Source organism: Cohnella hashimotonis, assembly GCF_030014955.1.
Taxonomy (GTDB): Bacteria; Bacillota; Bacilli; order Paenibacillales; family Paenibacillaceae; genus Cohnella; species Cohnella hashimotonis.
In genome coordinates this window covers 5,940,077-5,952,354 of the sequence record NZ_JAGRPV010000001.1, presented here as the reverse complement: position 1 = coordinate 5,952,354, position 12,278 = coordinate 5,940,077, and the positions used below count along the sequence as shown (strand labels likewise).

19 protein-coding genes are annotated in these 12,278 nt (G+C 51.4%); 12 read left to right on the top strand and 7 right to left on the bottom strand.

Annotated elements, in window-relative coordinates:
- Position 1: 1 nt before the first annotated feature.
- The 3 genes from KB449_RS24020 to KB449_RS24010 all read left to right on the top strand — a co-directional run bounded on the left by KB449_RS24020 (position 2) and on the right by KB449_RS24010 (position 2,228).
- The gene (locus KB449_RS24020) at positions 2–484 is read left to right on the top strand and encodes a hypothetical protein (RefSeq protein WP_282910778.1); all 483 of its coding nucleotides are present in this window, start codon (positions 2–4) and stop codon (positions 482–484) included.
- A 182-nt stretch (positions 485–666) separates the two neighbouring features.
- The gene (locus tag KB449_RS24015; protein ID WP_282910777.1) at positions 667–1,404 is read left to right on the top strand and encodes a hypothetical protein; all 738 of its coding nucleotides are present in this window, start codon (positions 667–669) and stop codon (positions 1,402–1,404) included.
- A 530-nt stretch (positions 1,405–1,934) separates the two neighbouring features.
- Positions 1,935–2,228, top strand: a complete 294-nt coding sequence (locus KB449_RS24010; RefSeq protein WP_282910776.1) for a hypothetical protein — start codon at positions 1,935–1,937, stop codon at positions 2,226–2,228.
- 110 nt (positions 2,229–2,338) lie between these two features.
- Here the strand turns inward: KB449_RS24010 and KB449_RS24005 are convergent, their stop codons facing one another.
- Positions 2,339–2,518 (bottom strand): copper amine oxidase N-terminal domain-containing protein, encoded by a 180-nt coding sequence (locus tag KB449_RS24005; protein ID WP_282910775.1) that lies wholly within the window; start codon positions 2,516–2,518, stop codon positions 2,339–2,341.
- A 135-nt stretch (positions 2,519–2,653) separates the two neighbouring features.
- Here KB449_RS24005 and KB449_RS24000 point away from each other — a divergent pair, with 135 nt between their 5' ends.
- Genes KB449_RS24000 through KB449_RS23990 form a run of 3 tightly spaced genes read left to right on the top strand, consistent with a single transcriptional unit; the run spans position 2,654 to position 3,458 of the window.
- Positions 2,654–2,884 (top strand): AbrB/MazE/SpoVT family DNA-binding domain-containing protein, encoded by a 231-nt coding sequence (locus KB449_RS24000; RefSeq protein WP_282910774.1) that lies wholly within the window; start codon positions 2,654–2,656, stop codon positions 2,882–2,884.
- Positions 2,878–3,219: an endoribonuclease MazF gene (gene mazF / locus KB449_RS23995; RefSeq protein WP_282910773.1), complete on the top strand. Its 342-nt coding sequence runs from the start codon at positions 2,878–2,880 to the stop codon at positions 3,217–3,219. Before KB449_RS24000 ends, mazF begins: the two co-directional genes overlap by 7 nt.
- Before the next feature lie 41 nt (positions 3,220–3,260).
- Entirely contained in the window at positions 3,261–3,458 is a 198-nt protein-coding gene (locus KB449_RS23990; protein WP_282910772.1) for a hypothetical protein, read from the top strand.
- 183 nt (positions 3,459–3,641) lie between these two features.
- Here the strand turns inward: KB449_RS23990 and KB449_RS23985 are convergent, their stop codons facing one another.
- A complete protein-coding gene (locus tag KB449_RS23985; protein WP_282910771.1) occupies positions 3,642–4,685 on the bottom strand; it encodes a copper amine oxidase N-terminal domain-containing protein in 1,044 nt (347 codons plus the stop codon).
- 122 nt (positions 4,686–4,807) lie between these two features.
- On the bottom strand, positions 4,808–5,356 hold the full coding sequence (locus KB449_RS23980) for an SAM-dependent methyltransferase (RefSeq protein ID WP_282910770.1): 549 nt from the start codon (positions 5,354–5,356) through the stop codon (positions 4,808–4,810).
- A 298-nt stretch (positions 5,357–5,654) separates the two neighbouring features.
- On the opposite strand from KB449_RS23980, the gene KB449_RS23975 reads away from it, so the two are divergent.
- On the top strand, positions 5,655–6,434 hold the full coding sequence (locus tag KB449_RS23975) for an immunity 22 family protein (RefSeq protein ID WP_282910769.1): 780 nt from the start codon (positions 5,655–5,657) through the stop codon (positions 6,432–6,434).
- A gap of 210 nt (positions 6,435–6,644) precedes the next feature.
- On the opposite strand, the gene KB449_RS23970 is transcribed toward KB449_RS23975, so the two are convergent.
- Positions 6,645–7,679, bottom strand: a complete 1,035-nt coding sequence (locus tag KB449_RS23970) for a sensor histidine kinase (RefSeq protein ID WP_282910768.1) — start codon at positions 7,677–7,679, stop codon at positions 6,645–6,647.
- Entirely contained in the window at positions 7,676–8,389 is a 714-nt protein-coding gene (locus KB449_RS23965; protein ID WP_282910767.1) for a response regulator transcription factor, read from the bottom strand. The genes KB449_RS23970 and KB449_RS23965 overlap by 4 nt, the downstream gene beginning before the upstream one ends.
- 183 nt (positions 8,390–8,572) lie before the next feature.
- On the opposite strand from KB449_RS23965, the gene KB449_RS23960 reads away from it, so the two are divergent.
- Genes KB449_RS23960 through KB449_RS23950 form a run of 3 tightly spaced genes read left to right on the top strand, consistent with a single transcriptional unit; the run spans position 8,573 to position 10,223 of the window.
- On the top strand, positions 8,573–8,839 hold the full coding sequence (locus tag KB449_RS23960) for a thioredoxin family protein (RefSeq protein WP_282910766.1): 267 nt from the start codon (positions 8,573–8,575) through the stop codon (positions 8,837–8,839).
- Positions 8,840–8,855: 16 nt separating this feature from the next.
- On the top strand, positions 8,856–9,548 hold the full coding sequence (locus KB449_RS23955; protein WP_282910765.1) for a cytochrome c biogenesis CcdA family protein: 693 nt from the start codon (positions 8,856–8,858) through the stop codon (positions 9,546–9,548).
- 30 nt (positions 9,549–9,578) lie between these two features.
- Complete coding sequence (locus tag KB449_RS23950; protein ID WP_282910764.1) at positions 9,579–10,223, top strand: peroxiredoxin-like family protein; 645 nt, start codon at positions 9,579–9,581, stop codon at positions 10,221–10,223.
- A 130-nt stretch (positions 10,224–10,353) separates the two neighbouring features.
- On the opposite strand, the gene KB449_RS23945 is transcribed toward KB449_RS23950, so the two are convergent.
- Positions 10,354–11,145: a helix-turn-helix domain-containing protein gene (locus KB449_RS23945; RefSeq protein WP_282910763.1), complete on the bottom strand. Its 792-nt coding sequence runs from the start codon at positions 11,143–11,145 to the stop codon at positions 10,354–10,356.
- 38 nt (positions 11,146–11,183) lie between these two features.
- Positions 11,184–11,678 (bottom strand): small multi-drug export protein, encoded by a 495-nt coding sequence (locus KB449_RS23940; protein WP_282910762.1) that lies wholly within the window; start codon positions 11,676–11,678, stop codon positions 11,184–11,186.
- Positions 11,679–11,850: 172 nt separating this feature from the next.
- On the opposite strand from KB449_RS23940, the gene KB449_RS23935 reads away from it, so the two are divergent.
- Positions 11,851–12,093 (top strand): TroA family protein, encoded by a 243-nt coding sequence (locus KB449_RS23935; protein WP_282910761.1) that lies wholly within the window; start codon positions 11,851–11,853, stop codon positions 12,091–12,093.
- Positions 12,094–12,114: 21 nt separating this feature from the next.
- A complete protein-coding gene (locus tag KB449_RS23930) occupies positions 12,115–12,264 on the top strand; it encodes a hypothetical protein (protein ID WP_282910760.1) in 150 nt (49 codons plus the stop codon).
- The last annotated feature ends 14 nt before the right edge of the window (positions 12,265–12,278 follow it).

The window sequence follows — 12,278 nt, the reverse complement described above, 5'->3', positions numbered from 1 at the left end:
TGTGAGTATTATCGACACTTCTATCCTGTGCAATATAATCAACATTCCCCACATGAATCAGAACCATCGAGAAGTTATTGTAGAACTGGCACTTTTGCAAGAAGATAATCAGCAAACATTGATTCTACCCTTGGCAACTATAATTGAAACGGGTAATCATATTGCACATATTGCTGATGGCAATTTGAGAAGAGAACGAGCTCAAACAATGTCTGAATTAATTAAGAGAACGGTGAATGATCAGGCTCCGTGGACATATTTTGGTCAAGAGTTCGAGCGTGAAGATTTGTTAGAAATATCAGGTGCAGTTGTCGAGCATGCAGTAATGGAGATTGGAATCGGTGACCTTTCGATAGTGCAAGTATACAAAAAGTATAAGGATATTGTTCCCGCAATAGGGTCAATAAGAATATGGAGTTTAGACAATCATTTGAAATCTTATTACGAAGAAATGCCAGCAATTCGAAGAAGAAGAAATAGATAGTTGCGCAAATCATGTCCTTTATATGGAAATTCCATCTTGATAGCTTTGAAAGACTAAGGGGAGATTGGGGTTGAGACTAGGGCTTGTAGCCTTGGTCTTTTTTTGTACTATAAATATTGTCGAGAACTTAAACGTTCAGCAATCTAGAAATATAGTAAAATTTTGAAGGGGATTAAAGGGATTTGATTCGGAATACTTGCTATGACATGCAAAGCGAAGGGGGACGTGGGATTTTTTTGTATGAAGCAATTGGCCTATTTGAAGATCGGGATTTCTTTGAGCAAGCCATCATCCAAAGATTTATGAGAAAAAATTTGGATGCAGGATTATTCAATCAGCTGTGCGAGCTTTTAGATTCATTTTCTATGGATGGCAGCATGAAAGCCAGGGACACATTATATGAAAAGTATCGTATTTTGCTGGGAACACTTTCACAACGTACTACTCGGAAACAAAAGAATAATTTAGAATGGCTTTGTATATGGCTCACGTCCATAGATGAGTTTTCTGCTTTTAAGAGCATTGTTACACAGCTTGGCGAACGCATCCTAGAGAACAGCAAGTCCGTTCAAGTAGATTGGTTTTACGCGAATTCAAAAAATAAGTTTGGAGACAAACGTGTCGATAAATATCTACAGAAAAATGCGGCTAAATCGGAACAAATAAATGCATTTCTGATGGCTGTGTCACCTTCAGAGACGCCAAATAAAGAGGGTATTCCCGCACCGACATTAGAAAACCTGATTCAAACCGCAAGAGAAAATCCCATTCGAAGCCGGATGCTTTCACTTCGGTATGCCAAAGTGGCTACAGATACGGACTTAGTAAAGTTAGCAAAGCGTGCTATTGAAGAATCCGATTTGGCAACAAAACTAGGCCTATTATGGACGTTCAAGAAAGTTCGTTTCCCATTGGGCTAACAGATTGTTTTTGACCTTACAGAAAGTGATGATCGGTCCATACGAGACATTGCTTTTGAGATGCTTCAGCTTTTACCGTCAGAACGGACGAACAGCTTCGCGATAAACCTGATTACGCAAAAGAAAGAGCTCGCAAATGCACTGAGCCTTTTGTGCGCTTGCTATAAGCCTGAAAGTGAAAGCATTCTTGTCGAAGGTCTTCAAGGCCTGACAGTATCTTATGAGGATAACGGCTGGCATGGCGTTTTTATGAAGATAGAAGATCTATTGGATAACCGATCCGTTAGAATTGATCCATCCGTCTTTTTCTACATGTACAGACAAACGCTGTGTTCATTTTGCAGAAATTCATTGATTCAAAAAATGGCTAAAAGAAAAATACTTCCTCGAGAGATACTGGAAGAATGCTCGTATGACAGCTACGAAGATACGAGAGCGTTTGCTCTACGAAAACTAAAGAAGAGAGCGAGTAAATAAAATAGCAGAGGACAATGATTGGCATTTACGTACATAAAAAGGAGGCAACCCGTGTGGAGAGAAAACACCGCAAAGCCATCATTGAATGGGATAAAGATAAAGACCCGAACAAATTCCCCTTAAATGAATGGCTTCGCGATGTTGTCGTTATATTTGGAGAGGTCGTCGGCAAGATCATTCATGGCGATGCATGGACTGTCTTGGTTCGCGTCACAGAAGTGATCGACGAATCGCGCACCTACGCGGATGTCGCTTTTATCGTAGACAAGGCACCGCACTTGCTCGAACCAGGATACAGCTTCAAGTTATGGGCTGGGAGAGAGAGTGCTAACGTCACCATTTTATAATGCGGTTTTGATAACGATGCCGCTCTCCCTAACCCCGCACCAACGTAACCTTAAACAACTTCCTTCTTCCGGGCTCTTATCCAATTACTTGTGCGACTGCGAGCCCAGCGTCAACCGACCTCTCGCGTTGCGGAGTCCCATGAGACGTCAAAGCCGAGCGCTTCTCCGAGGAAGCGGAACGGCAGCATGGTGCGCCCGTTCGAGATGTAAGGAGCGCCGAGCAGCTGCTTTTCCTCGCCGTTTACGACAGTTGTCATTTCGCCGCAATCGTTATTTCTTCCTTCAATCACCTTTCCTTTCGCCTATCAGAAACATTATTCTTGCTCTGTGCTTTAGGTAATCACTTCCAATCATACGCCACCTCGAATTGATTTTTTAATGACTTTATGTGTATACTTTGTTTATACATTTTAGGGGGCGGTAACATGTTTCAGGTCCAAAAGTGGGGTAATTCCCTCGGCATTCGCATCCCGAAATCCCTTGCCATGAAGGTGGGGATCGAGGAAGGAACCGAAATCGACTTGGATATTGAAGGCGGTCACCTTGTAATCAAGCCGAAGTCGAAAGCGCTCGATGAGCTGCTGTCCCAAATCACGCCGGATAATGTCCACACTGAGATTCCTACCGGTAAGCCACAAGGACGGGAAGCATGGTAAGCAAAGAATACGTACCGGATCGCGGCGACTTGGTATGGTTGCAGTTCAACCCGCAAGCAGGGCATGAGCAGGCAGGTAAACGCCCGGCTTTGGTCGTTTCGCCTGCATCTTATAATGGTAAGGTCGGACTTTCCTTGCTCTGTCCGGTAACTTCCAAGCAAAAGGGCTACCCGTTCGAAGTAATTATCCCGCAGGATTTGCCAATCGAAGGAGTCATCCTGGCAGATCAGGTAAAAAGTCTCGACTGGCAATCAAGACAGGCAGCGTTCATTTGTAAAGTGCCACCAGAGATTCTGTCAGAGGTAATTAAAAAACTGGACTTACTGATCCGCTAACCGATAATTAGCTTTTCGAGGGGCTAATTCTGAAGGATAGGATGGAAAGAAAACACCGCAAAGCCATCATTGAATGGGATAAAGATAAAGACCCGAACAAATTCCCATTAAACGAATGGCTTCGCGATATTGTCGTCATATTTGGAGAGGTCGTTGGCAGGATCATTCATGGCGATGTGTGGACTGTCTTGGTTCGCGTTACAGAAGTGGTCGATGAATCGCAAACCATGCGGATGTAGCTTTTATCGTAGATGAGGCACCGTGGCACCTGCTTGAATCAGGATACAGCTTCAAGTTATGGGCTGGGAGGGAGATAGCTACTGTCACCATTTCATAATGCAGTCTTGATAACGATGGCGATCTCCCTAACCCCGCATCAACGTAACCTTAAACACACTTTCTTCTTCCGAGCTCTTATCCAATTATTTATGCCACTGCGAGCTCAACGTCAGACCGATCTCGCGCGTTGTTGCGTCCCATGAGACGTCAAAGCCGAGCGCTTCTCCGAGGAAGCGGAACGGCAGCATGGTGCGCCCGTTTGAGAGGTATGGAGCGCCAAGCAGCTGCTTTTCCTCACCATTTACCACAGCTGTCTTTTCGCCGATGGTCAGCTTCATCGATACATGGGCGGTCTCTACACGCACGGTGTGCGTGGACGCTTCCCAGCGAATGTCTCCGCCGACAGCCTCCGTCAAGAAACGAACCGGCAGGTAGGCGCTGCCATCGATCAAGGCTGGCGCCGTGCCGTAGCCGGGATCGATCTCGAACGTCTCGCCGTTCAGCTTGAAGTCGCGATCCCCGATTCGAAGCGTAAGGCGACTTTCTTCGGCAAAGGGGTTGATTACCTTTTTGTCGCTGTACAATACCATATAATCGATAATGATTTTGGCGGCTTCAGGCCGCATATCCATCTTCAAGTCCGGATCGAAGGCCACGTCTGCGACGGCTTTCCACACTTGCGGCCAACCGGCGTCCTTCATCTCCTCCTGCGCTTGGACGATGGCATGAATCAACGCAGCGGTGAAGCTGTCCGGCAGCTGCCGGCGTGCGTCCTCGAGCCATTGCTCCGCCTCGCGCGTATCCAGATAATCGTCCATCGCCAGCAAGTAGCCGATGACAAAGCGTTCGTCGCCGCGCAGCTCGGACTGCTTGATCGCTGCAAGCGACTTGCCGTACGCCTGCTGTGCATAGGCTTCCGCGCGATGGGTCGGCTCGGTGTCCCAGCCTATGGCATTAATGACGGCGGCGCGCAGCGCAAGCGGCGAAGATTCGTCGGCTAGGTAGGCCGCCAGTTCGGCCGTCATGCCGCCCGCTTGAAGGGCCTTCTGGACGATCGGTTCGTCTTTATACGCGACGTAAAAATTGGTGGAGGTGACGGGCGAATCGGCATGTGCAGACGGAAGAGGCACTATCGCGAACAGCATCGCCGTCAAAGCGAATAAAAGGATGAACGGATTTTTCTTCATATAAAGATCCCTTCCCTCATCTTTTTTATGAATTAGCCGAAAGCGCGCATTCCGAAACGGACGACATTCGTAGGCAGCGGCAGCCCGCTGGTGCATGCACGGATCGCGGTAATCTCCCCATCCTAGCGGACATAGACATAGACCGGCGTCCGGTACAGATCGGCGCAGACGACCGTCCGCACCGGCGTCCAGCCCGGCAGCGCGAAGCAGACGCTGACGACGCAGGCGCCGGGCGCCAGATGCCGCCGGAGCAGCGGCGCAAGGCGATTCATCGCGCCTGGATAGAGGTAGCAGATCACCGCGTCGGCGTCCTCGTAGGGGTACGCGAACAAGTCGCCGCGCATGAACCGCACTCCCGGCCGCCCCCTCGCCAGCAGCCGCGACACCGCAAACGGCAGCGGCGAGTTCTCGATGCCGATCAGCCGCCAGCCGGGACAGCGCCGCGCCGCATGCAGCGCCAGGGTGCCCCAACCCGAGCCGGCCTCTACCGCCGTGCCGCGCGGACCGAGCCGCAGCAGCTCCGCCGCTACCGCACGGCGGGCGGGGCCGGACGCCGGCATCGGCGAGATGCCGTTGCGCCAGCTGTGCCAGACGATGGAGAACACGGCCAGCAGCGCCGCTCCCGCCGCTATTATGCCGACCCACAAGCCGGCCGTATACGCCGCTGCCACGTCAGTGCGCCTCTCCCGAGAGCCGACTGGAGAGCGAGCCGATTCGGCTGCCGGCGCGTCCTTGTCCATGCATACAGGCCGCTCCTTCCGTGCGCCTTCATGGCGCTTGCCACGTTATTTTACCTTAAGTGCGTCGATACCCGCCACTATGATCGCATGGCGCGAGGTCAGCCGACAGCTTGAAGCCAAAGGATTAAGCTCGCAGGCCGCTTCTCTCAGGATCCTCTTCTCGCAAGCTCGCATTCTTAAATGTATTTGTATAATATAGGATCAAATACAAGCAAGGGAGATTTGAATGATGCCTAGCATGCACGTTTGGGTAGGATATTTTGAATCTGAAGAAGAGTTTGAGAAATTTGTAGACCAGGAAAAATATTTAGAAGCTTGGGCCATCTATGATAATGAACCGCCAACAGGCGGAGAAGAAGATGCAGAACCGAGTCCTGCGCTAAGATGTGAATTTTGCAAGGAAGTTGAGCTGGACACCTATGACGAAGACTACATAGAGTTACAATATTACGGAAAATCAGTGGATGCAGATCGCATTGTCGATGCGATTGTTGCCGACAGAGAAGAGCTCGGGAGGTTGTGGAATCGGCATCGGTTGGATCGGGTGAATGCGCTGATCGCCTACGAAGACAAGGATTTAAGCACGGAGAGCGCGTCAAAATCCATACGCACAACATACTTGGGCAAGGTGAACAGAAATACCCCGAATCATGAAATTGGCGGTGCTGTCGTTCATTATTTATGGGTTGGAGAAAGCGAGACGCTATCGATACATTCATCTGAAGCGGTAAGAAAAGAAATTAAGAAATTGAACATCGATGAAGATGCAATCGTAAATATTCATTTTTACTATAGCAATAAAAAGGAAAAACTGGACGAAATGATAATTATGCAAGTGGAAGATTTTAATGTTGCGGAAAGTATGATTTTAAAAGTCGACGAACTGCAAGTATCCCCCACGGCAAACGCTATTCTCGATTTGATCGTATATGAACCATTTAAAATAGACGGTTCGGCAATCGGTTCTGCTTTAGGGATGGCGTATATCGGAAAATTCGATGCTGAATGAATTTCCTCATCGATGAAAAAGCCGAATGAGGTTCGAGATTTCATCCAGGGTTTCCTCGACAGTCCGGCTATAGTCAATGAAAAGCTGCAAAGCAAAGAGACTGCCGCGGCAGTCTCTTTGCACTTTTTAGCTGCATTGCAACTTTATTCAAACGATGAACCTCCCGAGTATCCAGCAGCGCTTCGGTTGCCTGTCGGCGCGCGAAGGCGCCTAACCCCGCACCAACAATACCTTAAACACACTTCCTTCTTCCGAGCTCTTCTCCAATTCAACGGTTCCCTCAAAAAAGCCAAGCAAATGGCGGACGATCGACAGGCCCAGGCCGGCCCCGCCATGCCTGCGCGCTCGCGAAGCGTCGACGCGATAAAACCGCTCGAAAACCAACTCCCTGTTCGAAAGGGATATTCCTTTCCCCGTGTCCGCCACCCGAACCGCAACGCGCCCATCTTCATGCGCAACATGCAGCGTAACGCTCCCGTTCGGCCGATTGTAGCGGATGGCGTTGTCCAGCAGGTTTCGAAACACCAGGAACAAGAAGCTTTCGTCCCCCCTAACCGACGCAGAGCAGGGCTCTACCAGTTGGAGCTTCACGCCGTATTCGACTGCCATCGGTTCCATAAACGAGACTGCATCCGTAAGGATGTCGGCAAGCTCCACCACCTGGTGCTCGCGCTCCGTACGATCGTACGATCCGTCGGCCAGCAGCAGCAAATTCTCCGTCAGCGACTCCAGCCGCGACAGCGTCCGCTCCGTGGTCGCCCTGTAATCCTGCCAATCGCTCGGATCGATGCCATCGTTGTCTCCGGACACTTCCAGATTGGTGCGCAGGATGGACAGCGGCGTTCTTAATTCGTGCGCGGCCGCGGATACGAAGCGGGCCTGCTGATCGAAGGCGCGCTCCAGCCCGTCCAGCATCGTATTAAACGCGATGCCGAGCTTCTTCAATTCGTCGTGAAGCTGGTCGATCTCCAATCGTTTGTCGAGCGTGGTTGCGGTGATGCCTGCAGCGGTCTCGCTCATCCGTTTCACAGGCTTAAGAATAATCGATGCGAGCCATTGCGCGCTGAGAATCATGCCCGCGAGCGCGACGAGTAGGCTGATGATCCGCCCCTGCAGCTCCGACACGATCCCGGTAGCCGAGAAAAAAGACTCCAAGGCCGTATAGGCGATCAGCATGGCCGCCAGATAAAGAATGGCGAACAGCGTCAATCTGGAGCGCAGGGATAGACGGTTCCAACGTCTCATGTCGTGGCCTCTTTCTCTCCGGCTGCGCGCGGCGCCCATCGATATCCATGACCTTGAACGGTCTGAATATAGGTTTCGCCCGCCGCCGGATCATGGAGCGAGAGCTTCTTGCGCAAGGAATTGATATGAACCCGGACCGTAGAGGAAAACGGATCCGCGTGGATGTCCCACACATGCTCGAGCAGCCGCTCGGACGAGATGACCTCGCCGGGATGGAGCATCAAATATTCGAGCAAGCCGAATTCTTTTTTCGTCAACGGAAGTAGCTCATTCTCGAACCATACTTCTTTGGTTTTCGAATCCAGGGTGAGCCGGTCGAAGCGCAGAACCGTGCTTTTCACGGACGAACGCCGCCGCAGGAGCGCCCGGATACGGGCAAGCAATTCATTGAAAACAAAGGGTTTGCGGAGATAGTCGTCCGCCCCTGAATCGAGTCCTTCTTCCACTTCGTCCGGATGGCTGCGCGCGGTCAGCATGAGGATACATACGTCGTGATGGTGCGAGGACCGGCGAATGCGTTGGCATAGCGAGATGCCGTCCAGTTCCGGCAGATTGATATCGAGAAGAATCACGTCGTATTCGTTGGTGTCCGCCAGCTCCCACCCGGTCAGTCCGTCAAGCGCGCAGTCCACGGCATAACCTTCCCGTTTCAAACCTTTGGCTAAAGCACGCGAGAGGTCCTCCTCGTCTTCAACGATGAGAATTCGCATACGACCACTCCTTCCTGCTACAGAGAATAACATAGCATTCGCGTTTCCGCGATGCGAGGAAAATTATGCAATCTTTCGCCGCGTTTCTTAACAAGGATTTAACAGTCCGATCTCTATAATCAAAGCTAATCTTCCTTTTGCACGGAGGATCGTGAACAGAATGGAGTGAAGGAGGAGGGGCTTTTGTTAATCGAAGTGGTGTCGGCCGGACCAGGATGTTCTGTTTGTCAAAAGGCACTCAGTCTCGTTAAGCAGGTGGCGGCGGAATTTTCGCAAATCGAGGTTCGGGAGCTGCATGTGGTCGATGCGTTCGAGCGGCTTCAGCAACTGAACATTTTCAGCGCCGGAGCGATTCTCATCAATGGGAAAACGGAATTCGGCACTTTGCCCAAATTGTCCGAGCTTCGCGAACGCGTGTATGCATGGCTCGATTATGAAGAGGAACGCTAGATAAAAGGAGACGCATATGGAAGATTTATATCATTTTTCGATTACGGGCGGCATTTCCGTCTCGACCTACATCCTTGTGTTTATCGTCGGCATCGTAAGCGCGGTATTGGCCTGCTATTTGCCTGTGCTGGCGATGTTCGCGGGTTACGTTCAGCGAGGCGCTGCCGATAATAAAAGAAGGGCCTTGTTGATCGCGATCAACTTTATTCTGGGCATGGTTGTCACTTCGCTGGCGGTCGGCTTGATCATCGCGCTGCTTGGCCAACAGTTCCTGCCCTTTGTTGAAAAATATCGTTTGCTGACCTGGGTGCCGCCTATCTTTGATATTTTGGCCGGACTGCAGCTGCTTGGCGTCATTTCGTTCGCCATGCCGACATTCCAAAAGTCGTTGAACCGGCCGGAACGTTCGCAAGGCCCCGCGGCCGCATTCAAGCTGGGCATTCCGTACGGACTCGTCATTTCGCCCTGCGCGATCCCGATCTTTTTTGCGCTGATCGGCTATATTGCGCTCCAGGGAAGTCCGCTGCACGGCGCGCTGCTCATGACGGCCTATTCGCTGGGGAAAGGCGTGATTCTCGCGGCTGTCGCAGTCTTCTCCATCTCCATTCTGCGCAGATTGGCAAAATGGGGCGGTCCCGTCAAAAAAGTTGCCGGCTATGTTTCGATCGCGCTTGGCATCCTTTTCCTCGCGATTGGATTTATGAAATAATAGAGTGATCACATAGGAGGGGAATCATCCATGTCCTTAAATCAAACGCTGGAAGAAATGAAGCAGCAATTTGTCGCGCATTCGCCCATGGAGGTCCAGGCCGCGATGTTCCGTTCGATCCGGGAACAGCAGGAGTCGGGCACTCAATATGGCTTGCAGGAAGGGCAGAAGGCAAAGGATTTTACGCTGAAAAACGCGAAGGGTATCCCCGTCCACTTATACGACGAGCTAGCTAAGGGACCTGTCGTGCTCACCTTCTATCGCGGCGGCTGGTGTCCGTACTGCAACGCGCAGCTTCGCGCTTACCAGAAGGTGCTCCCGGAGATTCACGCGCTGGGCGCCAGACTCATCGCCGTCAGCCCGCAAAGCCCGGACAACACGCTGTCCCATCAAGAGAAGGAAGATCTGCAGTTCGAGGTGCTCAGCGATACGAACGGTCTGGTCGCCGCCTTCTACCATATTTTATACGACGTGCCGTCATACCTTCAGGAGCTGATGTCGAACCAGTTCAAGATGGATCTGGCCGAGTACAACGCGACCGACCGATGGATTCTGCCCATTCCGTCCACCTTCATGATCGACGAATCCGGCATCGTCCGGTCCGCGTACGTCAACCCGGATTTTATGAAGCGCTTGGCGCCGGAGGATATTCTGGACGAGCTAAGGAAGCTGTAAATCGTGATTGATATGAATCAAAACGAAGACCCATGCGCCGATAACGCATGGGCTTTATTTTTGAAGTCATTCTGTTCGCCGGCTCAAATCGCTCTGGAAGGTTGGTCGGATTGCCTGTCGCATGCGCGACCTACAGGTCGTCGAACTTCTTGAGCATCTTGCGACGCAGCTTGAAGCCGAACCTGCGCGTGTACACGTCGTTGTTTGCGAGCAGACGATAGGCTTCTAACAGCGTGAAGTGCCGGATCATGATGAATAGACCGACTGCGATCAGCACAAAAAACAGCGGATAGTAAGACATTAAATTTTCAAAAGCCACAATTTCCTTGCGAACGAGTACGACGGGTAAGCATCCGGCCGTGAAGACGGCTATGCCGGATAGAATGAACAGTCTGTTTTTTTGCTTCAAGTGTGCGTAGCGCTGTCGAATTTCCTGCAGGAACGGCTGATCGATCAGGAGCGGTTCCTGCTTTAAGATCTTGTACGACACTTCTTCAAAAAGCGCGGTGGAAGCCAAAAATCCGATGCCGATCGTACCTATAATAACCGTCGGAAGCAAGTAATAAGCCACGTCCCGATCGAACAAGTAGTACGGCACAAAGGCCAGCGCCAAAAAGAAGATGCCGAAGGAGAGGGAGCGGGCATACTTGCGGGAATATACGAAGTATCCCTCGGCCATTTCTTTGCTGACGTAATAGCCCGCCTCTCGCTCCGAGCGCGGTTCTACGGCATCTTTCAACAGAAAATCCATCGATACTTCAAAGACGTTGCCGATCATGAGCAGCTTCTCTGTCTCCGGATATCCTTGACCGTTCTCCCACTTGCTTACCGCTTGCCTGGTCGTTCCTAACTGTTCGGCCAGCGCTTCTTGCGACAACCCTTTTTCTTTGCGCAGACTCACCAGCTTTTCGCCGAATGTCACCCTTTAAAACCCTCCCCAGCCCGCGATTACATGGCTTGCTATTCGATCAATTTCGTTTTCAGGAAAAGGCCGACGGCCAAACCGACCACGCTGTAAACGGCGATGCTGACGATATGCCACACAATCACCTTTCGTTTTCCCGTACCGGCAGCCAAAGACGTGAAGGCGGCGATATGCCCCGAAGCGATCAACGGCGAGATCAGAGCGAGTCCCGGCACGCCATACTTATCGAAGATTTCGCGCGCCCGCTCGGAACGACGGTGAACGAATCCCGATTTTTTGTTCGGACGATTCCTCAACCAGCGGAATAAAGCATGGAAAGGCGCGACGATCGTCAGCACGGACAGTAAATTGCCGACGAATCCAAGCAGGAGTATCCAAACAACCGGCAGCTCGAGTACGGTTCCGGCCATGGTGGCCAGCATCGCTTCGGCAAACGGGATGCCGGCGACCAGCAATATCCCCGCATACTGAAGCAGGGGGTCCCAGTCCTTTAGATGTTCTACCACGAATTTTAACATATCCTTCGTCATGGTTATCCTCCCGATTCCGGTTAAGTGTGCTGAACTTCCGCAAGTCAGCCTTTAAAAATTGTATAAAGCGCCTTTTCCGCAAGCTAGCGACTGGCGGTTGCGTCTTGTCAACTTGGCGTTGCAGTCCTGTTATTTCAAGCATTTTTGCGATTTTGGGGGCGCGGGCTGGGCTATGCCGATGCTGAAGCTGCTGTCCGAATATGCCGGCGATTATATCTTCATCAGCGGCCGGAAGGGAAGCGAGGAACCGGAGCCTGTGTTCCAGGATTCGTTCTGGAACAACCAGTCCGCCGTGAAAAACGGCCGCGTGTACCGAAACGAAACCCGGGGCTTCATCTACAGCGATCCGATCTCGCTGGAGGCCGAGCTGCAATATGTCGTGGACAACGTCGTGGACAGTTTGACGAAGAGTTAACGAAAAGGTGGGAGGACTTCCTTGTTTGGGCGTTCCTTTTTGTACGTGCTTTCCTTTCTGACCCGGGAGGCGCTATGGCCGGGAAGCGGCAATGGCTCGGAAGGCGGCAATGGCTCGGGAAGCGGCAATGGCTTGGGAGGCGGCAATGGCTTGGGAGGCGGCGATTCGTAGGCAGGCAAGCGCGC

Bases quoted from the DNA above. Each gene is read 5' to 3' on its own strand.
- mazF (WP_282910773.1), top strand. From the start codon at position 2,878: ATGGTAAGCAAAGAATACGTACCGGATCGCGGCGACTTGGTATGGTTG.
- KB449_RS23990 (WP_282910772.1), top strand. From the start codon at position 3,261: ATGGAAAGAAAACACCGCAAAGCCATCATTGAATGGGATAAAGATAAA.
- KB449_RS24000 (WP_282910774.1), top strand. From the start codon at position 2,654: ATGTTTCAGGTCCAAAAGTGGGGTAATTCCCTCGGCATTCGCATCCCG.
- KB449_RS23940 (WP_282910762.1), bottom strand. From the start codon at position 11,678: ATGACGAAGGATATGTTAAAATTCGTGGTAGAACATCTAAAGGACTGG.
- KB449_RS23965 (WP_282910767.1), bottom strand. From the start codon at position 8,389: ATGCGAATTCTCATCGTTGAAGACGAGGAGGACCTCTCGCGTGCTTTA.
- KB449_RS23985 (WP_282910771.1), bottom strand. From the start codon at position 4,685: ATGAAGAAAAATCCGTTCATCCTTTTATTCGCTTTGACGGCGATGCTG.
- KB449_RS23975 (WP_282910769.1), top strand. From the start codon at position 5,655: ATGCCTAGCATGCACGTTTGGGTAGGATATTTTGAATCTGAAGAAGAG.
- KB449_RS23950 (WP_282910764.1), top strand. From the start codon at position 9,579: ATGTCCTTAAATCAAACGCTGGAAGAAATGAAGCAGCAATTTGTCGCG.
- KB449_RS23935 (WP_282910761.1), top strand. From the start codon at position 11,851: ATGCCGATGCTGAAGCTGCTGTCCGAATATGCCGGCGATTATATCTTC.
- KB449_RS23970 (WP_282910768.1), bottom strand. From the start codon at position 7,679: ATGAGACGTTGGAACCGTCTATCCCTGCGCTCCAGATTGACGCTGTTC.
- KB449_RS23955 (WP_282910765.1), top strand. From the start codon at position 8,856: ATGGAAGATTTATATCATTTTTCGATTACGGGCGGCATTTCCGTCTCG.